This window comes from Burkholderia territorii (assembly GCF_902833055.1).
Lineage (GTDB): Bacteria > Pseudomonadota > Gammaproteobacteria > Burkholderiales > Burkholderiaceae > Burkholderia > Burkholderia territorii.
This window is the reverse complement of the sequence record NZ_CADFEJ010000001.1, coordinates 471844-492795: the sequence shown is the minus strand read 5'-3', so window position 1 is coordinate 492795 and position 20952 is coordinate 471844. Positions and strand designations below refer to the sequence as shown.

Here is a 20952-nt window from a genome sequence, read left to right as displayed (position 1 = left end):
ACCCTTCAGATGTCCAGACTTTTCATCTGCGCTTCCTTACCGGAAGCGTCGTGCCGTCGCGCCGGCCATCGGCGCGGCGTGCCTGCACGCGCGTGCGTTGCCGTGTGCTCCGGCCCGCCCGACGACCGCCCACGCCGTCTCGCCTCGCGATAGACCGACACGAACCGCGGCGGTACGCACCGCCACACGCTTACGCTCGCCGTCCCTGCAACACGATCACGCTCATTGCCTCATGAATCTTCGCCACCTTCTCGCCACGTCCGCCGCCACGGCGCTGTTCGCCCCGCTCGCCCATGCCGCCGGCGACACGGCGCCCGCGCAATCGCCCCGGCCCGCCGAAGCCGCCGACCTGCCGACGATCAGCGTGACCGACACGCGGCACCTGCCCGAATCGTTCGACCAGCGTTATGCGACCACGCAGGTGCTCACGCGCGCCGATCTCGACCGGCTGTCGCCGAGCGACCCGAGCATCACGCAGGCGCTCGCGACGCTGCCGGGCGTGACCGTCTCGCAGAACGGCGGCCCCGGCTCGTCCGCGTCGGTCAGCATCCGCGGTTCGTCCGCCAACCAGGTCGCGGTGTTCATCGACGGCATCCGGATCGGCTCGCCGACGACCGGCATCGCGCCGTGGGCCGACCTGCCGACCGACGCGTTCGAACGCGTCGAAGTGATCTCGGGGCCGGCCGCCGCATCGTTCGGCGCGAACGCGATGGGCGGCGTCGTGCAGCTGTTCACGCGCCGCGCCGCGGGCCAGCCGAACCAGACCACCGCGTCGTTCGGCGGCGGCACGAACAAGACCTTCGACACGCAGGTGCGCACGTCGGGCACCGTGCCGTCGACCGGGCCGCTCGCCGCGCTCGGCGGCCTCACCTACACGCTCGGCCTGCACGACTACAACACGGCCGGCATCGATGCGACGCGGCCGTTCGCGTACGGGCACGAGGCCGGACGCAATCCGTATCACGCACAGGACCTCGATGCGCGGCTCGGCTACGCGCGCGACAACTGGTCGATCTCGACGTTCGCGCTGTATCACCGTTCCGATCTTTCCTTCGACAACGCAGGCTTTGCGAATCGCGAGCTCGATCATCAGCTGACGACCGGCATCGCGTTCCATCTCGACATCACGCCCGACACGCAATTCGACCAGTCGTTCGGTTATGCGAACGATCGCCAGTTCCTGTATGCCAGCGATCCGACCATCCCGACCGACCAGATCAACTCGCAGCGCATCAGCGCGTCGACGTCGCTGACCCATCAGGAGCATGGCTTCCGGTTGTTCGGCCTGCCGCTGTCGGGCGAGACGAAGCTCGCGTACGACTTCACGCGCGAACAGGCATTTCTGCCGGTCGACGTGCCCGACGGCGTGCCCACGCGCAACGACTCCGCGTTCTCGCTGCACCAGTCGGCGACACTCGGTAGCGTGACGCTGTTCGTCGCCGGGCGGCACGAGATCATCGCCGGAAAAGCCGTGAACACCGGCAATGCCGCGCTGTCATGGGCCATCACGCCCGTCTATACGGCGCGCGTGTCGTACGGCAACGCGTTCCGCCTGCCGTCGTTCAACGACCTGTACTACCCGGGCTACGGCAATCCGGACCTGAACCCGGAACGCAGCGATTCGGTCGAAGCCGCGCTCGACGCGAACACGGCGTACGGCACGTTCAGCGCCGCGATCTACGACACGCGCATCAGCAACCTGATCGCGTACAACCCCGCGACGCGCTCGCCGATGAACATCGGCCGCTCGCATATCCGCGGCATCGACCTGTCGTACAAGGGCACGATCGGCCGGTATACACCGGTGAGCATCGCGGTCGGTTTCCTGAATCCGCAGGACGAAACCAACGACAGCTGGCTCAACCGCCGGCCTCGCCAGACGGTCAGCGTCAACGTCGACCACACGTGGGACGAGTTCAACCTGCATGCGCTGAGCACGGGCGCGTCGCTGAACTACGGCGGCACGACGTTCGACGACCCGGCCAACACGACGTATCTGCCGTCGTACCTGACCGTGAACCTGCGCGCGTCGTACAGGATCAATTCGCACCTGACGGTGTCGGCGACGCTGTCGAACCTGTTCGACCGTCAGTACATGACGGCGTACGGCTACAACACGCTCGGCCGCACCGCGTTCGGCAAGGTCAGCTATACGTTCTGAGCGGGGCGCGCGGTGCGACGACGGCGTGGTTTGCGTCACGCCCCGGCGACGCCGCGCATGCCCGCGATCAGCTGGATCGCGCCGAACGCCGCGATCACGACCGCCGATCCGCGCGACAGGCCGTGCATTAGAGGTAGAGGCATCTTTGTGCGCAATGCGGCGGTCGCGCTGCTCAGGCACAGCCACCACGTCGCGGATCCGGCGAACACGCCCGCCACCATCGACGCCACGGTTGGCCCCGCCGTGCCTTCGTGCGTGCCCGACAGCGGGCCGAGCGCCGCGAAGATCCCGACGAACGACAGGATCGTCATCGGGTTCGACAGCGTGAGGCCGAAGGTCGTCAGGAAATCGCGCAGCACGCTCGCGCGCGGCGCGTCGCGCACTGCGGCCGGCGCGGCCGGTGCCTGCCGCGCGATGGACCAGGCCAGCCACACGAGGAATGCGCCGCCGACGATTTTCAGTGCGACGGTCAGCATCGGAAATGCGGTGACGATGCCGGCGACGCCCAGCGCGCCGAGCAGCCCGTAGATCGCATCGGCGCACGCGGCGCCGATGCCCGTCGCGAATCCTGCGCGAAAGCCGCGGCTCAGGCTGCGCTGGATGCAGAGCATGCCGATCGGGCCGACCGGCACCGCGATCGACAATCCCATCACGACGGACTTGATGAACAGCATGGCCGGCTCCTCGCGACATGCAATGACATGAACCGCATCGTAGGGAAAGTCCGGTCGCCGCTGAAGACGGTTTTTAAGGAAAAATAGGCCCTTCACCTTAAAAACTCCGCCGCGATGGACGAACTCGACTGGAAGATACTCGCGCTGCTGCAGGCCAACGGCCGCATCAGCTACACGGAGCTGGCGCGCCAGGTCCACTTGTCGGTACCGGCGGTGACCGAACGCGTGAAGCGCCTCGAATCGGCGGGCGTGATCGACGGCTACACGGCGCGCGTCAATCCGGCCGCCGCCGGCTACCCGGTGAGCGCGCTGATCGGCATCACGGTGCCGCAACCGGCGAAGGCGAAATTCCTGAAGCTGCTGGAAACGATTCCCGAAGTGGTCGAGTGCCATCACGTGACCGGCGCCGACTCCTACGTGATGCGGTTCGTCGCGGTCAGCATGGCGCACCTCGAGCAACTGATCGAGCGCATCAACCTGTACGGCGAAACACGCACGTCGATCGTGATGTCGACGCCGCTGCCGGCGCGCGGCGTCGCACGGCCGGCAGCGGCCGTCAAGGGCGCACGGAGGTGACAGGACCGCCCGCGTTGCGCGATGCTGTGCGGTGTGCACCTTGCGCGAACCGGACAACCCGCCATGCCAGTGATCGGACTCAATCATTACAACCTGCGCGCGGATCGAGCCACGCTCGATGCGCTGCGCGATTTCTACGTGAACGTCGTGGGCCTCGAGCCGGGCTATCGACCGCCGTTCCAGAGCAACGGCTACTGGCTCTACGCGGGGGCGCAGGCGATCCTCCATCTGTCGGAAGCACGGCCAGGCGAGGTCCGGCCGGCGCATGTCGTCAATACGTTCGACCACATGGCGTTTTCTTGCGAAAACGCGGCCGACATGGAGCGGCGCCTGGCCGACGCGCACGTCCGGTACTCGCGCGCGTACGTGCCGCTCACACGTCAACTCCAGCTCTTTTTCACCGACCCGGCCGGCAATGGCGTCGAACTGAATTTCGCTGAAGCCGACGGTGCTCCAGGTAAAGACGGGCGTTAGCGCTGCCTGCCCGTGACAGTCGCGCGGAAAGCGCTCGCTTGCGCCGCCGTTACTGTCGTTGCACGAGCTTCACGATCGTCAGCGTGCCGGCCACGCGCTCGACCCGGACCTTGACCCTGTCGCCCACATGCAGCGACTCGATCATCGCCCGGTCACGGGCCTTGAACGCCATCGTCATCGGCGCCATCCCGACGTTCTCGAGCGCGCCGTGCTTCAGCGTCACCATGCCGTGCGCGGCATCGATCCGTTTCACTTCGGCATCGGTCAGCTCCGAATCCTGCGCCGACATCTTCATGTCGCCCATGCTCATGTCGGGCATGCTCTCGCCCGCGCGCACCGGCATCGCAACGACAGCCATCGCGCCGAGTACGGCGATGGCGAGGCATCTGGTCTCCATCGAGCGACTCCCCGTTCAGCCAGTAACGAGCGCGCCGGCTACACCAGCAACGTCGCGACCGCCCACGCGATCAGCACGACGCCCAGCGCGCGGCCGATGCGCTCGCCGCCCGGCAGCACTTTTTCGACGAGCACGAACAGCGACAATGCGACGATCCACACGACGTTCATCACGCCGCCCACGAACAGCAGCGCCATCAGCAGCCAGCAGCAGCCCACACAATACGCGCCGTGCCGCACGCCCAGCAGGAAGCTGCCCGTGACGCCCGGGCGCCAGTACGTCGTGAGAAACCCGACCGGCGACCGGCACTGCCGCAGGCACGCCTGCTTGAACGGCGAGAACTGGTAGGCGCCGGCCAGTGCGAGGACGATTGCGGACAGCACGGCGCTCTTCGACCACAGCATCATTCCGGAGATCAGCCCGGCAGGCTGCAGCAGCGTCTGGAGCACCGCCGCCGCGATCGAGAACCCCAGCCACGCGGCCAGATAGCCGGCCAGCAAAAACGTCGACGTGAACGCAGCCCCGGCTGCCTGCGCACCGCGATGCCGCAGCACGCGCCGATACAGCAGCACGAGCGGCGCCGCGCCGGGCGTCATCATCGCGATCATCATCACCCACCACATCAGGATCACGGTCGCGAGCGATGGATCCATCGCGCCCATGTCGTCGGCGAGCCGATGCGGGAACAGCGCGAGCGCCGTCATGTCCAGCGCGGACATGCCGGTGCCCGCGCCCGTCCACAGGTAGACCCAGCATGCGCCGACGAGCGCGGTCATGCCGAGCAGCGTGACGACGCGCTCGCGCCCGAGAAAATCGCCGACCGGAGTCATGCCGCGACGCGATGCCGGATCAGCCCGTGATTGTTCAGGTGCAGCCGCGCGAACTGCGCGTAGCTCCGCTCGAGATCCAGCTCGATGTGGCCACGCGACCGGCCGGTGCCGGAGCCGATCTCGGCAAGCTCGTATTCGAAGCCATGCGGCAGGTCGATCCGCACGCGATGCTCGGCGCCCGTCACCGGATTGCGGATCGGCTCGCCGACGACGTCGAACACGCCTTCGACGCTGATCCGGCCCCGCCGCGCATCGACATCGACGTCGAAATCGATCTTCGCGAAGATCGGATCGTATGCGTGCTCGAGCGTCGACGCGAACACGGAGAACATCGTCGCGAACGGATCCGTGTCCTGGCCGGTCATGATCTTCAGCACGGCGTCGCACTGTGCCGGGCTCGCGCGCTCGTCGACGATCGGCTGGCAGCGTCCGTGGCCTTCGTGGATCGGCCCCGGCCACTGGAACACGACCGCGATCCGCACGCCATCGAGCATGACGTCGCCATAGTGGCCGCTGTCGATCGAAATCGCACCCATCGCTTCGCAGTTGCCGTGCGTCGGCAACGAATTGAACTGGCAGGGGCAACCGTATGAGCAATTGCAGTTCATCAGTTCGGTTCCCTGAATTTCCCACGGCGTCATGGCTTCACCTCGCGCGGTCGCTGGCACGTAATGCTTGGAATCTAGTGCAGCGCACAGGGGAAAGCAAAGGCCGCGCGACGCGTGCGAACGCGCGAAGAAAACGCCGCCAGTGGCGGCGTGCAACGACGCGGATCCGACGAATTCGGCGCGGCCGTGCGGTGCATGCCGCTACATTCTTCAGCCTTTATACGATGCCCGTGCGGAGTGCGCGCCGGCTGCCGCTCAGCCGGACTTCTTCGGCGCGCGTGCGACGGCGAGCCACGCCATCACCGCGCCCGCGACCCACGCGCAGGTCACGAGCAGGTCGAAGTCCATCATGCCCTCGAAATTCGCAGTGTTCTCGAAACTGCAATGCCGGCTGCCGAGGAATTCGATGCAACCGCTCGCGACCCACTGGATGTGCATGAATACGTGATAGACGGCAAAAGCCGAAGCGATGATGGCGACGCGCAGGCGTATGGTCGTTTTCATTCGGCGCCGGAGGCGGAGGGATAGTCTGACGCCGATCTTAAGACAACGGCGCCGCATCAGGCAATCGATCCCGCGTGAATGTCACGATCGGCACGCACGCACGCGAATCGCCATCCGCACAAACCCGGAGAAAACCGCTGGCGCCGCGCTGACGGCACGGCTTCGTTGGGTGCTCGCCACACGGCGGCATTCGAGCAATCGACGACGGATTCCCACCGCCAGGCATCCGCCGCCGGAGCGATGACGCGTATCGCTTACGCGTCGCCGATCTGCATCATCGTCCGCAGGCAGTCCGCCGCGAGTTGCTGATAGACCCGCGTGCCGTTCGCCTTCGCGTCGATCTCCGCGTCGCTCAACCGCCGCACCACGCGCCCCGGCACGCCCGCGAGCAGCACGCCGCGCGGCACGTCGTAGCCGGCCTTCACGAACGCGCAGGCCGCGACGATCGTCGTCGCGCCGATCGTCGCGCCATCCATCACGACCGCGTTCATCCCGATCATCGTGTCCGGTTCGAGCGTCGCGCCGTGCACGATCGCGCCATGGCCGACGTGGCTGTTCACGCCGAGCCGGCATGTCTCGCCGATGCCGACGTGCAGCACGCAGCCGTCCTGCACGTTGCTGCCCTCCTCGACGACGATTGCACCGAAGTCGCCGCGCAGGCTCGCATGCGGGCCGATGTAGCAACCCGCGCCGATCGTCACGTCGCCGATCACGACCGCGCTCGGATGAACGTACGCGGACGGATCGATGCGCGGGCGCGTGCCGTTGAATTCGAACAGCGCCATCGCTCAGAGCGCCGCGACCGCTTCGGGGACGAGTGCGAACAGATCGCCGACCACGCCGTAGTCGGCCACGCTGAAGATCGGCGCTTCCGGATCCTTGTTGATCGCGACGATCACCTGCGAATCCTTCATGCCGGCCAGATGCTGGATCGCGCCCGAGATGCCGACCGCGATGTACAACTGCGGTGCAACGATCTTGCCGGTCTGGCCGACCTGGTAGTCGTTCGGCACGTAGCCTGCGTCGACGGCCGCGCGCGATGCGCCGAGCGCTGCCGACAGCTTGTCCGCCAGCGGCTCCAGCACCTTCGTGTAGTTTTCGCCGCTACCCAGACCGCGGCCGCCCGACACGATGATGCTCGCGCTGGTCAGCTCCGGACGGTCCAGCTTCGTCACTTCACGGCTGACGAACTGCGACAGCCCCGCATCGGCCGCTGCTTCGATCTTCTCGATCGATGCGCTGCCGCCTTCAGCCGCAACCGGATCGAAACCGGTCGCGCGCACCGTGATGACCTTGATCGGGTCGCTCGACTGCACCGTCGCGATCGCGTTGCCCGCGTAGATCGGGCGCTCGAACGTGTCGGCCGATACGACCGCCGTGATGTCCGAAATCTGCGCGACGTCGAGCTTCGCGGCGATGCGCGGCGCGACGTTCTTGCCGTAGGCCGTTGCCGGGGCGAGGATGTGTGAGTAGTTCTCGGCGATGGTCAGCACCGTTGCTTCGATGTTCTCCGCCAAGCCTTCGGCCAGCTGCGGCGCGTCGGCCAGCAGCACCTTCGACACACCCGCGATCTTTGCTGCCGCATCGGCCGCGCCCTGCGCGTTGTGCCCCGCGACCAGCACGTGAATGTCACCGCCGATGGCCTGCGCAGCCGCCACCGCATTCAACGTCGCCGCCTTGATCGGCGACGCCCCGCCCGCCGATGCCGCATCGTGCTCGGCAATCACCAGAATCGTCATTTCTTTCCGCTCCCTTTACAGCACCTTGGCTTCGGTCTTCAGCTTCTCGACCAGCGTCTTCACGTCCGGCACCTTCACGCCGGCCGCGCGCTTCGGCGGCTCGGCCACCTTCAGCGTCTTCAGACGCGGCGTAACGTCCACGCCCAGGTCTTCGGGTTTCACCATTTCCAGCGGCATCTTCTTCGCCTTCATGATGTTCGGCAGCGTCACGTAGCGCGGCTCGTTCAGGCGCAGATCCGTCGTGACAACCGCGGGCAGTTGAAGCGACAGCGTTTCCGCGCCTCCATCGACTTCACGTGCAACGGTGGCACGACCATCAGCGATCGTCACCTTCGACGCGAACGTCGCTTGCGGCAGGCCAGCCAGCGCAGCCAGCATCTGGCCCGTCTGGTTCGAATCGTCGTCGATCGCCTGCTTGCCGAGGATCACGAGTTGCGGCTGCTCCTTGTCGACCAGCGCCTTGAGGATCTTCGCGACGGCCAGCGGCTCGACGCCGTCGTTCGACTCGACCAGGATCGCGCGATCCGCGCCGATCGCCAGCGCCGTGCGCAGCGTTTCCTGCGCTTGCGCGACACCGACCGACACGGCCACCACCTCCGTCACGACGCCGGCCTCCTTCAATCGCACGGCCTCTTCCACCGCGATTTCGTCGAACGGGTTCATCGACATCTTCACGTTCGCGATGTCGACGCCGGATTGATCGGACTTCACGCCGACCTTCACGTTCGCGTCGACCACGCGCTTCACTGCCACGAGCGCTTTCAACTGCCTGTCTCCTGTTTCGCTTTTTTTACGGCCGCGGCCAATCAGCGCGCGGTGTATCCGCCGTCGATCACAAGCTCCGCCCCCGTCACGTAGCGTCCCGCCGGCGACACGAGATACAGGATGCCCGCCGCGATGTCGCGCGGGCTGCCGATCTTCGCCATCGGCACGTGCGTCTGCATGTACTCGAACGCACGATCCGGATCCTGGCCCATCTGCCGGAATGCATCCTCGAGCATCGGCGTGCGGATGTAGCCCGGATGCACCGAATTCGCGCGGATGTTCTTCGCCGCATACAGCATCGCATCGACCTTCGCCATCATCCGCACCGCCGCCTTCGATGCGTGATACGCGGGGACGTCGGGGCCGCCGACGATCCCGTACATCGACGACAGGTTCACGATCGAGCCGCCGCCGGCCGCCTCGATGTGCGGAATCGCGGCGCGCGTGCACAGGAACACGCCGTTGACGTTCACGTCCTGCACGCGCTGCCATTGCGCGAGCGTGAGTTCGTGCGTCGGCACGTTGTGCCCTTCGATGCCCGCGTTGTTCACGAGCACGTCGAGGCGCCCGAAGCGCGCGACGATCTCGCCGAACACGCGTGCCACATCGGCCTCGTGCGTCACGTCGAGCGACCAGAACGCGGCCTGCCCGCCCTGCGCGCGGATCTCCTCGACGAGCACTTGCGCCGGTTGCGACAGCACGTCGAGGATCGCGACGCTCGCGCCGGCCGCCGCCAGCGTGCGTGCCGTTTCCGCGCCGATGCCGCGCGCGCCGCCGGTGATTGCGGCCACCTTGCCGCGCAGGTCGAACAGCTCTTCGATCAGTTTCATTGTGTCTCCGTGTAATCAGGCGAACCGGCCTCGAACGGGCCGGACGTGAAGGGCATCGGGAATTATCGCGTGGCGGGGGCGGCAGGTGCCGCGAGGAAGTCGACGCATTCGCGATTGAAATATGCGGCGTGCTCGACCATGACCCAGTGGCCGCAGCGGTTCAGCAGCACGAAGCGCGCGTCGCGACAGCGTTCGAGGAACGTCAGCGCGCCGCCGACCGGATTGAAGCGATCGTCGGTGCCCCAGAAACCGAGCACCGGGCAGCGCAGGTCGCCGAGCGCGCCCGTCAGGTTCGGCACGCTCATCGTCGACAGCACTTCGGTCGGCTGCTCGACGCAGACCTTCATCCGCTCGGCGACGAGCGCGTCGGTGACGATCGCCGGGTCGTGAACCAGCAGCGTCAGCAGCTCGCGCATGGTGTCGTCATTCATCTGGCGATTGGTGAACAGCTGCACCATCCGCTGGATCCCTTCCATCCGGAAATAGGTGTCGCGATCCTCGACGCCGCCCGGGGCCATCATGATCAGCGCGTCGACTTCATCCGGGTAATCGAGCGCGTATTTCAGCGCGATCGCGCCGCCGAGCGAGTTGCCGAGCAGCACGGCCGGCCCGATGCCGAGCGCGGACAGCTGCGCATGCAGCGCGCCGACGAAGAAGTCGAGCGTGTAAGCGACGTCGGACGGCTTCGACGACTGCCCGTAGCCGGGAAGGTCGACGACGATCGCGCGATGGCCGGCGGCCGCGAATGCCGGGTAGTTGTGCTTGAAGTTGCTAAAGCCGCTTGCGCCCGGGCCGCTGCCGTGGATGAACACGACCGGGCGGCCTTCGCCCGCCTCGAAATGATGCAGGCGCAAGCCGCCCGGTACGTCGGTGAAGATGCCGGCCGGCGGCGTCGTGAGGGTCGTCATCGCGGGTTGTCTCCTTCGTCGGTCGATGGATGCCTGCCACGATGATTGCGCCGCGGGCGCCGGCCGGCATCATCCTTTCAGACTACGAAGCTGCGCGCGCTTGTTCCTATCATCGGGCCACCGAAACGGAGGCAGACGATGAACGGATTCGACTACAGCGGCAGGACGGTGCTCGTGACGGGCGGCACCAAGGGCATCGGGCGGCGCATCGCCGAGCGGTTTCTCGCGGCGGGTGCGCGCGTGTTCGTGTGCGGGCGCAGCGCACCCGACACGCCGCCTTCGGGCGGCGGGCGCACGGCCACTTTCGTCGCGGCCGACCTGCGCGACATCGAGCAGGTCGACGCGATGCTCGCGACGATCCGCGATGCCACCGGCTGCCTCGACGTGTTGGTCAACAACGCGGGCGGCTCGCCGTTCGTGCTCGCGGCCGACGCGTCGCCGCGCTTCACCGAATCGATCGTGCGACTCAACCTGATCGCGCCGCTGCAGCTCGCGCAGCGCGTGAACGCGATCATGCAGCCGCAGCCGCACGGCGGCGTGATGCTGTTCATCGCGAGTGTCAGCGCGTCGCGGCCCTCGCCGGGCACCGCCGCCTACGGCGCCGCGAAGGCGGGCCTCGTCAATGCCGTCACGTCACTCGCGGTCGAATGGGCGCCGCGCGTGCGCGTATGCGCGATCAGCCCGAGCCTCGTGCAGACGGAATCCGCGACCGAAGGTCATTACGGCGACGATGCCGCGCTCGACGCGATCCGCGCGACGATTCCCGCCGGACGGCTCGCGACACCCGACGACGTCGCGTCGGCGTGCCTGTTCCTCGCGTCGCCCGACGCGTCGTACACGTCCGGCGCGAACCTGCGGCTCGACGGCGGCGGCGAACGGCCGGCGTTCCTCGCGGCAGCGCGAACGGAGCCACACTGACGCGCGCGACCGGCGACGCTCGATGGCACGCCGACGCACGCCGATCGTTTCCAGTCCTAGGGAAGTCATCTAGTTCATTTTGACGATTCCCTGCTACCGCGATCTCCCTACTCTGCCTCTCACGACAACCACAGTCGACCGTCGTCGATACCCCAGAGGAGACACCATGCATCAACGGATTTCGCGCCGTACCGGCAAGCAGGCCACCGCCACGCTGTCGACGCTGGCCGCCGCGCTGCTGACGTGCGCCGTTCCCGACGCGCACGCAGGCAGCACGATCGAGCTGGGCGCCGACACGACGCTGGACTACACGTTCACGCTGAGTTACGGCCTCGGCATGCGCACGCGCGCGCCGAGCGGCAATCTGCTGACGCCCGCGAACATCAATGGCGACGACGGCGACCGAAACTTCGCGAAGAACAAGCTGATCGAAAACCAGGTCAGCCTGCTCGGCGAAGTGAACCTGAAGCACGACGACTGGGGCGTGTTCGTCCGCGCGAGCACGTTCTACGACCAGGCGTATCACCGCCCGAACTACAACGACGCGCCGGGCACCGTGAACCAGTCCGGCCAGTACAACAACTTCACGAGCGATGCGCGCTACTGGTCGGGCGGCCACACGACGCTGCTCGCCGCCTACGCGTACAACACCTTCAAGATCGGCGCGACGAGCCTGAACGTCAAGGTCGGCGACCAGGTGGTCGCGTGGGGCGAAAGCCTGTTCTTCCCGAACATCGCGGGCGCGCAAGGGCCGGCCGATGCGACCAAGTCCTACGTCGCGGGCGCTCAGGTGAAGGACATCCTGCTGCCCGTGCCGCAGATCTCGACGCAGTGGCAGATCACGCCGAACTTCAGCCTGCTCGGCTACTACCAGTTCTCGTTCCAGCAGAACCGCCTGACCGCGCCCGGCACGTACTGGAGCTATTCGGACGTGGTCGGCCCGGGCGCGCAGTTCATCATCGGCCCGGGCGGGATGATCATTCCGCGCGGGGCCGACGACAAGCCGAGCGCCCGCAACCAGTGGGGTATCGGTGCACGCGTGCGCGTGTTCGGCGATACCGAGCTCGGCGTGTATCACCTGCATTACAACGACATGAACCCGAGCGTCGTCACGTCGTTCTATCCGGTGCTGCAGTACCGGCAGACCTATTTCAACAACATCAAGCTGACGGGCGCGAGCTTCTCGACGCAGGTCGGTCCGGTCAACGTCGCGGGCGAAGCGTCATACCGCCAGGGCGCGGCCGTGCTCGTCAACACGACGACCGGCGCGCAGGCAACGCGCGCGAACGTCACGCAGCTCAACCTGTCCGGCATCTACTCGATCGGGCCGAGCTTCCTCGCGAATTCTCAATCGCTGGTCGGTGAAATCACGTACGTGCACGCGGGCGGCATCTCGGCCGTGGACGGCTCGACCACCCTCGCGAACTCGCGCAACGCGCTCGCGCTCGAGCTGGCCTGGACGCTCAGCTACAAGAACGTGTTCAACGGCTGGGATCTCGACGTGCCGCTCACGTACACGCACGACCTGGCCGGCACGTCGCCGCTGGCCGGCGCGCTCGGCTCGCTGACGGGCCAGGGCGATCACCGCGTGACGGCCGGCGTCACGTTCACGCGCCTGAGCAACCTGTCGCTGTCGCTCGTCTACGCGAAATTCCTCGGTTCGCCGAACCCCGTCACGCGTCCGCTCGCCGATCGCGACTACGTGCTCGCCACGGCGACCTACCACTTCTGAGCGGCCCGCCCGCTCGTCACTCAGCAAGAAGAGGATTTGTCATGAAACGAACTCGTCTCCCTCTCCCGCGCGCGTCGGTGATGGCCGCTTGTGCGCTGGTCGCGACGGCATCGTTCGCGAAGGTCACGCCGGACGACCTGAAGGCGCTCGATGGCCCGCTCACGCCGATGGGCGCGGTGCGTGCCGCGAGCAAGGACAACGGCGTGCCGGAGTGGTCGGGCAAGTGGCTCGGCACACCGCCCGACGTGCAGTACAAGCGCGGCGGGCGCTATCCCGATCCGTACGCGAACGAAAAGCCGGTCGCGACGATCACCGCCGAGAACATGGCCCAGTACGCGGAGCACCTGACCGACGGCCAGAAGGCAATGTTCAAGCGTTACCCGGCGACGTTCAAGATCAACGTCTATCCGAGCCATCGCGATTTCCGCTATGCGGATTCCGTCTACAAGGACATCCGCACGTACGCGCCCGACTCGACGATGACGTCCGACGCGAACGGGGTGACCAACGCGCCGCCGCAGGTGCCCTACCCGATTCCAAAGACGGCTGCCGAGCTGCTGTGGAACCAGCGTTTCTCGTCGGCGATCGGCACGGAGCAGGCGACCTACGACCAGGCCGTCGTGTACTCCGACGGCAACATCGCGTGGGGCAAGGTGCGCTACGACATCTACTCGCCGCGCAACGTCGGCAAGTACGACGTGAAGAGCGACCTGAACAACCGCACGTTCTACCGCAACGCGACGGAGCTGCCGTTGTCGGACCGCGGCTCGCTGATCGTCGGCTTCACGAACTGGGACAAGGCCGGCGCGGACAATTCGTCGCGCACGTGGATGTACAACCCCGGCACGCGGCGCGTGCGCCAGGCGCCGGAATACGGCTATGACCAGCCGCAGGGCCCGGGCGGCTTCCGCACCGTCGACGACGACCGCCTGTACAACGGCCCCGGCGACCGCTACGACTGGAAGATCGTCGGCAAGCGCGAAGTGTACGTGCCGTACCACAACTACAAGGCGATGGACAGCTCGGTCAAGTATGCGGACCTGCTGACCAAGGGCCACGAGAACCCGTCGTACATCCGCTACGAGCTGCATCGCGTATGGGTGCTGCAGGCAACGCTGAAAAGCGGCTACCGCCATCAGTACGCGAAGCGCGTGCTGTACATCGATGAGGATACCTGGATGACCCTGCTCGCCGACAACTACGACGCGCGCGGCCAGCTGTGGCGCACCAACGTCGCGACGACGCTGTACGCGTACGACGCGAAGACGTTCTACCCGGGTGTCGTGTTCTTCCACGACCTGATCTCCGGCGCGTACATGGCCGACCGCCTGACCAACGAAGGCCCGATGCCGAAACTCGACAGCAGCCCGCAGTTCAGCGAGGCGTACTTCTCGCCGGACGCGATCCGCAGTTCGGGAAACTAAGGATCCGGCGCGGGATGCCCGCGTCCCACGCGCCGGAGCGAGGCTCCGGCGCCTGACGCCGCCCGGGGACGGCGGCCTTTTCCATTCGAGGGCCCTTTCATGTCTTCCCGCTTGCATACGACGCTCGGCGACGAGCTGTACGCCGCGTGGCACGCACGCGCACCGGTCGCACCGCTGTCGAGCCGCGCGCGCCGGCTGTCCGTCGACGATGCGTACCGCATCCAGCAACGCTTCATCGAACGCCGCACCGAGCGCGGCGAATCGGTGGTCGGCAAGAAGATCGGCGTGACGAGCCAGGCCGTGCAGGACATGCTGAACGTGCGCCAGCCCGATTTCGGCATCCTGCTGTCCGGCATGCACTACGCGGCGGGCGACTCGATCGCCATCGAGTCGCTGATCGCGCCGCGCGCCGAAGGCGAGATCGCGTTCATCCTGGCGCGCGACCTGCGCGGCCCCGGCATCGATCGCACCGACGTGATCGCCGCGACGGCCGCCGTCGCGCCCTGCTTCGAGATCGTCGATTCGCGCATCCGCGACTGGGCGATCCGCATCGAGGACACCGTCGCCGACAACGCATCGTGCGGCGTGTACGTGCTCGGCGATGCGCGCGTCGACCCGCGCACGCTCGACCTCGCCGCATGCGAGATGACCATCGAGATGAACGGCGAGCGCGTCGCGCAAGGCCGCGGCGATGCGGCGCTCGGCCATCCCGCCGACGCGGTCGCATGGCTCGCGAACACCCTCGCCGAATACGACGTGCCGCTGCTTGCCGGCGAGATCGTGCTGTCCGGCTCGCTCGCCAAACTGATTCCGGTCACGGCCGGCGACGCGCTGTCGATGCACATCTCCGGCATCGGCGGTTGCGACGTCCGCTTTATCTAAAGGAACGAACCTGATGAAGAAAATCAAATGCGCACTGATCGGGCCCGGCAACATCGGCACCGACCTGCTCGTCAAGCTGCGCCGCTCGACGTTGCTCGAACCCGTGTGGATGATCGGCATCGACCCGGCATCCGACGGCCTCGCGCGCGCCCGCGAATTCGGGCTGAAGACGACCGACCAGGGCGTCGACGGGCTGTTGCCGCACGTCGCTGCGGACGACATCCGCATCGCGTTCGACGCGACCTCGGCCTACGTGCACCGCGACAACGCCGACAAGCTGACCGCGCTCGGCGTGAAGATGATCGACCTGACGCCCGCCGCGATCGGCCCGTATTGCGTGCCGCCGGTGAACCTCGACGCGCACGTCGACAGCGCGCAGATGAACGTGAACATGGTGACCTGCGGCGGGCAGGCGACGATCCCGATGGTGTACGCGGTGTCGCGCGTGCAGCCGGTCGCGTACGGCGAGATCGTCGCGACGGTGTCGTCGCGCTCGGTCGGCCCCGGCACGCGCAAGAACATCGACGAATTCACGCGCACGACGTCCGGCGCGATCGAACAGGTCGGCGGCGCGCGCAAGGGCAAGGCGATCATCGTGATCAATCCGGCCGAACCGCCGCTGATCATGCGCGACACGATCCACTGCCTGACCGACGGCCCGCCCGACGTCGACGCGATCACGGCGTCGGTGCATGCGATGGTCAAGGAAGTGCAGCGCTACGTGCCCGGCTATACGCTGAAGAACGGCCCGGTGTTCGACGGCAACCGCGTGTCGGTCTTCATGGAAGTCGAGGGGCTCGGCGACTACCTGCCGAAATACGCGGGCAACCTCGACATCATGACCGCCGCCGCGGCCGCCACGGCCGAGCGTTTCGCCGAACAGATGCTGGCCGCGACGGCCGCCACCGCTTGAGTCGAGGAGTCACACGATGTCACTTGCAGGCAAGAAGATCACCGTCCACGACATGTCGCTGCGCGACGGAATGCATCCGAAACGTCACCAGATCACGCTCGACCAGATGCGCGACATCGCGCGCGGGCTCGATGCGGCCGGCGTGCCGCTGATCGAGGTCACGCACGGCGACGGGCTCGGCGGCGCGTCGGTCAACTACGGCTTTCCCGCGCACACCGACGAGGCATACCTGAGCGCCGTGATCCCCGAACTGAAGCACGCGAAGGTGTCGGCGCTGCTGCTGCCCGGCATCGGCACGGTCGAGCACTTGCGCATGGCGCACGAGCTCGGCGTCGGCACGATCCGCGTGGCCACCCACTGCACGGAAGCGGACGTGTCGGAACAGCACATCGGCCTTGCGCGCACGCTCGGGCTCGATACGGTCGGATTCCTGATGATGGCGCACATGTCGTCGCCCGAGCAGCTCGTCGTGCAGGCGAAGCTGATGGAGTCGTACGGCGCGAACTGCATCTACATCACCGATTCGGCCGGCCACATGCTGCCCGACGACGTGACCGCGCGGATCGGCCAGGTGCGCGCCGCGCTGAAGCCGGAGACGGAGCTCGGCTTCCACGGCCATCACAACCTCGCGATGGGCGTCGCGAACTCGGTCGCGGCGGTCGCCGCCGGCGCGAACCGGATCGACGCGGCCGCGGCCGGCCTCGGCGCGGGCGCGGGCAATACGCCGATGGAAGTGTTCGTCGCCGTGTGCGACCGGATGGGGATCGAGACCGGTGTCGACGTGTTCGCGATTTCCGACGTGGCCGAGGATCTCGTCGTGCCGATCATGGACGCGCCGATCCGCCTCGACCGCGATGCGCTGACGCTCGGCTATGCGGGCGTCTACTCGTCGTTCCTGCTGTTCGCGAAGCGTGCGGAAGCGAAATACGGAATTCCGGCGCGCGACATTCTCGTCGAGCTCGGCCGCCAGCGGCTCGTCGGCGGGCAGGAGGACATGATCGAGGATGCGGCGTTGACGATGGCGCGGGCTCGGGCGGTGGCGGCCTAGCGCAGGCAGTGCGGCCGTGGCCGTGGCCGGGGTCACGGGAAACGGACCACGGCCCGGCGTTCGCGCGTCGTCGCGAGTCGAATCGACGCGCGCGGGCACGCCGCTTGCGCGCACATGGCCGGGTCGCGTGCTGACACCACGCTGGCAGCAGGCGACGCCTAAGCTCGCATGATCGCCCCGTCGAGGAACCCGCCCATGGCCCACACCGGAGAACTCGCCGCACGCGCCGTACGTATCGCCCGGCAGCGCAGCGTGACCCTGCTGACACTGTGTCTCGCGGTGCTCGTCGCGCAAGTCGACACGGCCGTCGTCAATCTCGCGACACGCGCGATCGGCGCGTATTTCCATGCGGGAGTGGGCGCGCTGCAATGGGTCGTCGACAGCTACAACCTCACGTACGCGGTGCTGCTGCTCACCGGCGGGCTGCTCGCCGACCTGCACGGCCGGCGCCGTATCTTCATGGCCGGCACGGCCGTGTTTACCGTCGCGTCGTTGATATGCGCGCTCGCGCCGTCGGTGTCGGTGCTGATCGGCGCACGCGCGCTGGCCGGTGTCGGCGCGGCGCTGCTGCTGCCCGCGTCGCTCGCGATCGTGCGCGTCGTGTGGCGCGACCCGGTCGAGCGCGGCCGCGCGCTGGGCATCTGGGCCGGATGCAACGGCGTCGCGATGGCGATCGGCCCGACCGTCGGCGGCGTGCTGATCCGCCACTTCGGCTGGCGCAGCATTTTCTTCGTGGTCGTGCCGCTGAGCGTCGCGGCGATGCTGCTCGCGATACCGGCCGTGCCTGAATCGTCCGATCCGCGCGGCCGGCATTTCGACGCGGGCGCGCAGGTTGCCGGCGCGCTGGCCCTCGGCACGCTCGCGTATGCGGCGATCGTGTTCCGCGAGGCGCCCGTCGCCAGTGCGGTCGCGAGCGGTATCGCCATGGCGTCGTTCATCGCGTTCGTCGCGATCGAGCGGCGCCATGGCGAAGCGGCGCTGGTGCCGCTCGACATCTTCCGGATCAGCGCGTTTCGCGGCGCGATCGCGGCAACCACCGGCATGACGTTCGGGATGTACGGCGTCCTGTTCCTGCTGCCGCTCACGTGGCAAAGCATCGGCCGACTCGATTCGACCGGCGCGGGGCTCGCGTTGTTGCCGATGGCACTCGTGTTCGTCGTCGTGTCGCCGTGCTCGGGGCCGTTGTCCGAGCGCGTCGGCACGCGCGCGACGACGGCGGGCGGCGTCGCCGTGATCGCGAGCGGGCTCGCGGCGATCGGCGCGTTTGCCGCATCGCCGGGCCTGCTCGGCGCCGAGATCGGGCTCGCGTTGACGGGGCTCGGGATGGGAATCGCGACGGGCCCGCTGATGACCGTCGCCGTCGGCGCGGTCGAGGCCGCACGCTCGGGCACCGCGAGCGCGCTCGTCAACGTCGCGCGGATGGCGGGCGCGACGCTCGGAATCGCGGTGCTCGGCACGTTGTTCGCGGCCGCGCATGGCGGCACGGCGGGCTTGCGCACGGCGATGTTCGCCGGCGCGGCGGTGCAACTGGCGGGAGCTGCGGGAGCGGCGGTCGGCGTGCGGGGCGCGCGGCAGTCGGCGTGATGCAGCGTCGCTCGGCTCCCATGCATCGCGCATAGCGCGTCCTCCCTTCGCCCTTCGCCCTTCGCCCTTCGCCCTTCGCCCTTCGCCCTTCGCCCTTCGCCCTTCGCCCTTCGCCCTTCGCCCTTCGCCCTTCGCCCTTCGCCAGCAGCCTGGCTTCACGAGCCGACAAGTGTCAACCGCGCACCGCGTCAGCGGTGCTTTCCGCCATGCCTGCGCCGCCGATGCGCGGCGCGCGCCTGCAGCAGCGTCGGCATCAGCTCCTCGATGTACTGCCGCGCCTGTCCGCGCGTGACGATCTGGCTGAACCGGCGATGCGCCTGGTCGTGCCCGACCAGCGCCGCATGCGCCTTTTTCAGGATGTGCAGATACGCGATCAGGCTGGTGCCGTCGCGCACGGGCAGCGCATCGCGCGGGTCGGTTGCCGGAGTCGTGTTCATGAGCCGATCCTCGTCGGGCAGTCGGTGCGGCAGGTCGTGGTCACGAGCGACAGCAGGTCGTTGGCTGCGCGATCGCGATCCGTCAGCGGCGCGAGACCGAACAGGCGCCCGAGCGTCGCGACCACCGAGCTGTGATCGTACGGCGTGTGATCGACATGACCTGCCGCAACCCACGGCGACACGACGATTGCTGGCACGCGCACGCCATACACGTCGAACCCGAAGCCGCTCGCATTCAGCGTCGCGGCCGCGCCGTCGTTCGGCGGCGGCGCCGCACCCGGCCTGACCGAGTCGTAGAAGCCGCCGTGCTCGTCGTAGACGATCACGAGCAGGCTGCTCGCCCACACCGGCGAATTGCGGATCGCGTCGTACACGCGCGCGACGAGCTGGTCGCCGCCGGCCAGGCCGTCCATCGGATGCTGCGAACTGCCGTTCCGGTAGGTGCCGTGCACGATGTCGCCGTAACCGGGCTCGATGAACGTGTAGCGCGCGGTATAGCCGGCCGCGAGATCGGCTTCGAAGTGCGACAGATCGTCGACGTCGAAGAAGCTCACGCCCTTCAGCGATGCCACCTGCGGCACGTGGCCGAGCGGATCGCCCGACTGGTCCTGATAGATGCGCCAGTTGTCGTCGCCGAGCGCGGCGAAGATCGAGCCGTTCGGATAATGGAAGCCGTCGAGCGTGTCCCATCCCGCCATTTCTTCCCGGGTGGGCGAATGGTCGAGGCCGGCCGACGATGCGCCGTGCAGGAAAAAGCGGTTCGGCCAGGTCGGCCCGGGCATCGACGCGTGCCAGCGGTCGCACAGCACGAATGCGTTCGCGAGCGCGTACAGCGACGGCGCCTGCGTGCGCACATCCGCCCCCTGCATGACCGCGCCAACGCTGCCCGCTGGCGGCGGCGTGCCCTCGGAATGCGACGTCGCGTAGTTCGACACGAATCCCGAATTGTCGATGCCGGGATAAGGCCGTCCTTTGACGAACGGTACGCCGGCGCCGCACAACTGTTCGAGCACGTCGGTGAATTCGTGGCACGGATCGGTCGGCATCCGGTCGGGCGCGCCGCCGCCGAACGGATGGACAGTGCCGTCGTAGGCGTTGCCGTCGCCCGACGACGCGGCCGTGATGCCGGCGATGCCCGAGAGCGCGAACAGATGATCGAACGAGCGGTTCTCGAGCATCAGCACGAACACGTGCCGGATGCGGTCCTGAACCGACGCAACGGCGGGAACGGCGGGAGCTGCGGGGGTTGCGTCTGCACTCATGGCGCCTCCTGGCGTCGCGCGACGAAATTCCGGCTGGCACGATCGCGGCGGCACGGAAAGAAACTGAAAGCAAAGGCGCTGCAGCGTGCGCGGGCCGCGAATTGCCGACGAGTGTACGGCTACGCCGGCCAGCGCGTAAAGCCGGCTAAGGGCGCGACAAGACGTGCGGATTCAGCCGAAAACCGGCATGGAACGCGAAAGCGATACGCGGCGAATCGATGAGCGGGGGGAAAACAGGCCGAATCGGACGATTCGACGGGAAGGAATGCGGGCCGGCCGCAGCGGC

22 protein-coding genes are annotated in these 20952 nt (G+C 67.5%); 10 read left to right on the top strand and 12 right to left on the bottom strand.

The annotated features are described in order from the left end of the window. Nucleotides 1-232 precede the first annotated feature (232 nt). Nucleotides 233-2161 carry a TonB-dependent receptor domain-containing protein gene (locus tag HW466_RS02195; protein WP_059507475.1) on the top strand — a complete coding sequence of 643 codons (1929 nt, stop codon included), beginning with the start codon at nucleotides 233-235 and terminating at the stop codon, nucleotides 2159-2161. A gap of 35 nt (nucleotides 2162-2196) precedes the next feature. On the opposite strand, the gene HW466_RS02190 is transcribed toward HW466_RS02195, so the two are convergent. Continuing rightward, complete coding sequence (locus HW466_RS02190; RefSeq protein WP_151003478.1) at nucleotides 2197-2835, bottom strand: LysE family translocator; 639 nt, start codon at nucleotides 2833-2835, stop codon at nucleotides 2197-2199. Nucleotides 2836-2949: 114 nt separating this feature from the next. Between HW466_RS02190 and HW466_RS02185 the strand changes: the two genes are divergently transcribed. Next, on the top strand, nucleotides 2950-3411 hold the full coding sequence (locus tag HW466_RS02185; protein ID WP_059507477.1) for an Lrp/AsnC family transcriptional regulator: 462 nt from the start codon (nucleotides 2950-2952) through the stop codon (nucleotides 3409-3411). Between the two features lie 63 nt (nucleotides 3412-3474). Then, on the top strand, nucleotides 3475-3885 hold the full coding sequence (locus HW466_RS02180) for a VOC family protein (RefSeq protein ID WP_151003476.1): 411 nt from the start codon (nucleotides 3475-3477) through the stop codon (nucleotides 3883-3885). A gap of 49 nt (nucleotides 3886-3934) precedes the next feature. Here HW466_RS02180 and HW466_RS02175 read toward each other — a convergent pair whose 3' ends face one another. From HW466_RS02175 to HW466_RS02135, 9 genes are all read right to left on the bottom strand, one after another. Continuing rightward, nucleotides 3935-4282, bottom strand: a complete 348-nt coding sequence (locus HW466_RS02175; RefSeq protein ID WP_151003474.1) for a copper-binding protein — start codon at nucleotides 4280-4282, stop codon at nucleotides 3935-3937. A 38-nt stretch (nucleotides 4283-4320) separates the two neighbouring features. Continuing rightward, nucleotides 4321-5112, bottom strand: coding sequence for a DUF2182 domain-containing protein (locus tag HW466_RS02170; protein WP_059507480.1), 792 nt, complete (start codon nucleotides 5110-5112; stop codon nucleotides 4321-4323). Next, on the bottom strand, nucleotides 5109-5753 hold the full coding sequence (locus HW466_RS02165) for a DUF1326 domain-containing protein (RefSeq protein WP_059541369.1): 645 nt from the start codon (nucleotides 5751-5753) through the stop codon (nucleotides 5109-5111). The genes HW466_RS02170 and HW466_RS02165 overlap by 4 nt, the downstream gene beginning before the upstream one ends. A 222-nt stretch (nucleotides 5754-5975) precedes the next feature. Then, nucleotides 5976-6224, bottom strand: a complete 249-nt coding sequence (locus HW466_RS02160) for a hypothetical protein (RefSeq protein WP_059450374.1) — start codon at nucleotides 6222-6224, stop codon at nucleotides 5976-5978. Nucleotides 6225-6478: 254 nt separating this feature from the next. After that, nucleotides 6479-7009 (bottom strand): acyltransferase, encoded by a 531-nt coding sequence (locus tag HW466_RS02155; protein WP_059507482.1) that lies wholly within the window; start codon nucleotides 7007-7009, stop codon nucleotides 6479-6481. A 3-nt stretch (nucleotides 7010-7012) separates the two neighbouring features. After that, the gene (locus HW466_RS02150) at nucleotides 7013-7963 is read right to left on the bottom strand and encodes an electron transfer flavoprotein subunit alpha/FixB family protein (RefSeq protein ID WP_151003472.1); all 951 of its coding nucleotides are present in this window, start codon (nucleotides 7961-7963) and stop codon (nucleotides 7013-7015) included. A gap of 15 nt (nucleotides 7964-7978) precedes the next feature. After that, complete coding sequence (locus HW466_RS02145; RefSeq protein ID WP_151003470.1) at nucleotides 7979-8728, bottom strand: electron transfer flavoprotein subunit beta/FixA family protein; 750 nt, start codon at nucleotides 8726-8728, stop codon at nucleotides 7979-7981. 41 nt (nucleotides 8729-8769) lie between these two features. Continuing rightward, on the bottom strand, nucleotides 8770-9558 hold the full coding sequence (locus HW466_RS02140) for an SDR family NAD(P)-dependent oxidoreductase (protein ID WP_151003468.1): 789 nt from the start codon (nucleotides 9556-9558) through the stop codon (nucleotides 8770-8772). Between the two features lie 62 nt (nucleotides 9559-9620). Further along, nucleotides 9621-10466, bottom strand: coding sequence for an alpha/beta fold hydrolase (locus tag HW466_RS02135; protein WP_060360637.1), 846 nt, complete (start codon nucleotides 10464-10466; stop codon nucleotides 9621-9623). 138 nt (nucleotides 10467-10604) lie between these two features. Here HW466_RS02135 and HW466_RS02130 point away from each other — a divergent pair, with 138 nt between their 5' ends. From HW466_RS02130 to HW466_RS02100, 7 genes are all read left to right on the top strand, one after another. After that, nucleotides 10605-11384, top strand: a complete 780-nt coding sequence (locus HW466_RS02130; protein WP_151003466.1) for an SDR family oxidoreductase — start codon at nucleotides 10605-10607, stop codon at nucleotides 11382-11384. Between the two features lie 166 nt (nucleotides 11385-11550). Then, a complete protein-coding gene (locus HW466_RS02125) occupies nucleotides 11551-13116 on the top strand; it encodes a DUF1302 domain-containing protein (RefSeq protein ID WP_151003464.1) in 1566 nt (521 codons plus the stop codon). Nucleotides 13117-13157: 41 nt separating this feature from the next. Next, nucleotides 13158-14540, top strand: a complete 1383-nt coding sequence (locus HW466_RS02120) for a DUF1329 domain-containing protein (protein WP_059773870.1) — start codon at nucleotides 13158-13160, stop codon at nucleotides 14538-14540. A gap of 99 nt (nucleotides 14541-14639) precedes the next feature. Beyond that, nucleotides 14640-15422 (top strand): 2-oxopent-4-enoate hydratase, encoded by a 783-nt coding sequence (gene dmpE, locus HW466_RS02115; protein ID WP_151003462.1) that lies wholly within the window; start codon nucleotides 14640-14642, stop codon nucleotides 15420-15422. A 13-nt stretch (nucleotides 15423-15435) separates the two neighbouring features. Further along, entirely contained in the window at nucleotides 15436-16335 is a 900-nt protein-coding gene (locus HW466_RS02110) for an acetaldehyde dehydrogenase (acetylating) (RefSeq protein ID WP_151003460.1), read from the top strand. A gap of 16 nt (nucleotides 16336-16351) precedes the next feature. Then, on the top strand, nucleotides 16352-17383 hold the full coding sequence (gene dmpG / locus HW466_RS02105; protein WP_059451279.1) for a 4-hydroxy-2-oxovalerate aldolase: 1032 nt from the start codon (nucleotides 16352-16354) through the stop codon (nucleotides 17381-17383). Between the two features lie 195 nt (nucleotides 17384-17578). Continuing rightward, nucleotides 17579-18967, top strand: a complete 1389-nt coding sequence (locus HW466_RS02100) for an MFS transporter (protein ID WP_174905373.1) — start codon at nucleotides 17579-17581, stop codon at nucleotides 18965-18967. Between the two features lie 188 nt (nucleotides 18968-19155). Here HW466_RS02100 and HW466_RS02095 read toward each other — a convergent pair whose 3' ends face one another. Together HW466_RS02095 and HW466_RS02090 are read right to left on the bottom strand one after the other, a co-directional pair. Further along, entirely contained in the window at nucleotides 19156-19404 is a 249-nt protein-coding gene (locus HW466_RS02095; protein WP_059507493.1) for a hypothetical protein, read from the bottom strand. Further along, nucleotides 19401-20666, bottom strand: coding sequence for an alkaline phosphatase family protein (locus HW466_RS02090; RefSeq protein WP_151006873.1), 1266 nt, complete (start codon nucleotides 20664-20666; stop codon nucleotides 19401-19403). The genes HW466_RS02095 and HW466_RS02090 overlap by 4 nt, the downstream gene beginning before the upstream one ends. Nucleotides 20667-20952 lie beyond the last annotated feature (286 nt).

Excerpts from the sequence above, each read along its gene's own strand:
- HW466_RS02155 (WP_059507482.1), bottom strand. The coding sequence starts at position 7,009 with ATGGCGCTGTTCGAATTCAACGGCACGCGCCCGCGCATCGATCCGTCC.
- HW466_RS02135 (WP_060360637.1), bottom strand. The coding sequence starts at position 10,466 with ATGACGACCCTCACGACGCCGCCGGCCGGCATCTTCACCGACGTACCG.
- HW466_RS02160 (WP_059450374.1), bottom strand. The coding sequence starts at position 6,224 with ATGAAAACGACCATACGCCTGCGCGTCGCCATCATCGCTTCGGCTTTT.
- HW466_RS02175 (WP_151003474.1), bottom strand. The coding sequence starts at position 4,282 with ATGGAGACCAGATGCCTCGCCATCGCCGTACTCGGCGCGATGGCTGTC.
- dmpG (WP_059451279.1), top strand. The coding sequence starts at position 16,352 with ATGTCACTTGCAGGCAAGAAGATCACCGTCCACGACATGTCGCTGCGC.
- HW466_RS02100 (WP_174905373.1), top strand. The coding sequence starts at position 17,579 with ATGGCCCACACCGGAGAACTCGCCGCACGCGCCGTACGTATCGCCCGG.
- dmpE (WP_151003462.1), top strand. The coding sequence starts at position 14,640 with ATGTCTTCCCGCTTGCATACGACGCTCGGCGACGAGCTGTACGCCGCG.
- HW466_RS02130 (WP_151003466.1), top strand. The coding sequence starts at position 10,605 with ATGAACGGATTCGACTACAGCGGCAGGACGGTGCTCGTGACGGGCGGC.
- HW466_RS02195 (WP_059507475.1), top strand. The coding sequence starts at position 233 with ATGAATCTTCGCCACCTTCTCGCCACGTCCGCCGCCACGGCGCTGTTC.
- HW466_RS02120 (WP_059773870.1), top strand. The coding sequence starts at position 13,158 with ATGAAACGAACTCGTCTCCCTCTCCCGCGCGCGTCGGTGATGGCCGCT.
- HW466_RS02170 (WP_059507480.1), bottom strand. The coding sequence starts at position 5,112 with ATGACTCCGGTCGGCGATTTTCTCGGGCGCGAGCGCGTCGTCACGCTG.
- HW466_RS02150 (WP_151003472.1), bottom strand. The coding sequence starts at position 7,963 with ATGACGATTCTGGTGATTGCCGAGCACGATGCGGCATCGGCGGGCGGG.
- HW466_RS02090 (WP_151006873.1), bottom strand. The coding sequence starts at position 20,666 with ATGAGTGCAGACGCAACCCCCGCAGCTCCCGCCGTTCCCGCCGTTGCG.
- HW466_RS02140 (WP_151003468.1), bottom strand. The coding sequence starts at position 9,558 with ATGAAACTGATCGAAGAGCTGTTCGACCTGCGCGGCAAGGTGGCCGCA.
- HW466_RS02095 (WP_059507493.1), bottom strand. The coding sequence starts at position 19,404 with ATGAACACGACTCCGGCAACCGACCCGCGCGATGCGCTGCCCGTGCGC.
- HW466_RS02180 (WP_151003476.1), top strand. The coding sequence starts at position 3,475 with ATGCCAGTGATCGGACTCAATCATTACAACCTGCGCGCGGATCGAGCC.
- HW466_RS02125 (WP_151003464.1), top strand. The coding sequence starts at position 11,551 with ATGCATCAACGGATTTCGCGCCGTACCGGCAAGCAGGCCACCGCCACG.
- HW466_RS02185 (WP_059507477.1), top strand. The coding sequence starts at position 2,950 with ATGGACGAACTCGACTGGAAGATACTCGCGCTGCTGCAGGCCAACGGC.
- HW466_RS02110 (WP_151003460.1), top strand. The coding sequence starts at position 15,436 with ATGAAGAAAATCAAATGCGCACTGATCGGGCCCGGCAACATCGGCACC.
- HW466_RS02165 (WP_059541369.1), bottom strand. The coding sequence starts at position 5,753 with ATGACGCCGTGGGAAATTCAGGGAACCGAACTGATGAACTGCAATTGC.
- HW466_RS02190 (WP_151003478.1), bottom strand. The coding sequence starts at position 2,835 with ATGCTGTTCATCAAGTCCGTCGTGATGGGATTGTCGATCGCGGTGCCG.